The organism is Vibrio sp. 1978, from assembly GCF_033344345.1.
Map to the genome: position 1 here is coordinate 1 of NZ_JAWPOP010000122.1, position 1,175 is coordinate 1,175.

A 1,175-nucleotide genomic window follows, 5' to 3' on the forward strand; every position below is an offset into this window, starting at 1 on the left:
AAGTTCAAGGTCGATATGAAACCGTTACACCTTAGTCTACTGGCACTAGTATTAGCAGCGCCTCAAGCGTTTGCACTTAAGTCGGATACTCAACAGCCGGTTTACATAAACTCTGACACCCAACAGGTGGACATGAAGAGTAACCAGGTCATTTTTAAAGGTGATGTCTCGCTTAAGCAAGGCAGCATCAATATCGATGCAGATAGAATTGTCGTCACTCGCGATCCAAAAACGGAAGCAATCAAACAAATTCAAGCATTTGGTAAGCCTGCGACATTTTCGCAGCTGATGGACGATGGTAAAACGTTAAGTGGTCAAGCAACCGAGCTCGATTACCGCATCTCGACTGACGAACTGACCATGAAAGGCCAAGCGCAGCTCGCTCAAGATGGTAACACCATCAAAGGCTCATCGATTCGTTACCAAATCGGTCAACAGAAGTTGGTGGCTGACAGCTCTAAAAACGAGCGTGTAACCACGATTTTGCAACCAAATCAGATAGAGAACTAATATGGCGGTACTGAGTGCAAAAAATCTCGCAAAGAGCTACAAAAAGCGCAAAGTCGTCACCGATGTTAGCTTAGAAGTAGAGTCTGGTCAGATTGTGGGCTTACTTGGTCCTAACGGTGCCGGTAAACCCACCTCGTTTTACATGATTGTTGGTCTGGTGCCTCGTGATGAAGGCACCATCACCATTGACGACAAAGACATCAGTATTTTGCCAATGCACAGCCGCTCTCGCATGGGTATTGGCTATCTACCGCAGGAAGCGTCGATTTTCCGCAAACTGTCCGTGGAAGATAACATCATGGCCGTATTGGAAACTCGCCAAGAAATGACCCGCGAAGAGCGTCAGGACAAGCTGGAAGATTTGTTGGAAGAATTCCACATACAGCACATAAGAACCAGTGCGGGTATGGCACTATCGGGTGGTGAACGTCGCCGAGTCGAAATCGCTCGAGCTCTTGCGGCAAACCCACAATTCATTTTGTTGGATGAACCTTTCGCAGGTGTCGACCCTATTTCGGTTAATGACATCAAGAAAATCATCGAGCACCTACGCGATCGTGGCCTTGGTGTATTAATCACAGACCATAACGTACGTGAAACACTGGACGTATGTGAAAAAGCCTATATCGTAAGCCAAGGGCACCTCATTGCATCGGGAACTCCGA

The 1,175-nt window shown here is 47.1% G+C and carries 2 protein-coding genes; both read left to right on the forward strand.

Translation table 11 applies throughout. The annotated features are described in order from the left end of the window. Positions 1 to 15 precede the first annotated feature (15 nt). Positions 16 to 510 (forward strand): lipopolysaccharide transport periplasmic protein LptA, encoded by a 495-nt coding sequence (gene lptA / locus R8N49_RS24905; protein ID WP_005467803.1) that lies wholly within the window; start codon positions 16 to 18, stop codon positions 508 to 510. Position 511: 1 nt separating this feature from the next. Then, a partial coding sequence (lptB, locus tag R8N49_RS24910; RefSeq protein ID WP_318190186.1) for an LPS export ABC transporter ATP-binding protein occupies positions 512 to 1,175 on the forward strand: 664 nt, incomplete at its 3' end.

Coding starts and splice junctions, on each gene's coding strand:
- lptA (WP_005467803.1), top strand. CDS start 16: ATGAAACCGTTACACCTTAGTCTACTGGCACTAGTATTAGCAGCGCCT.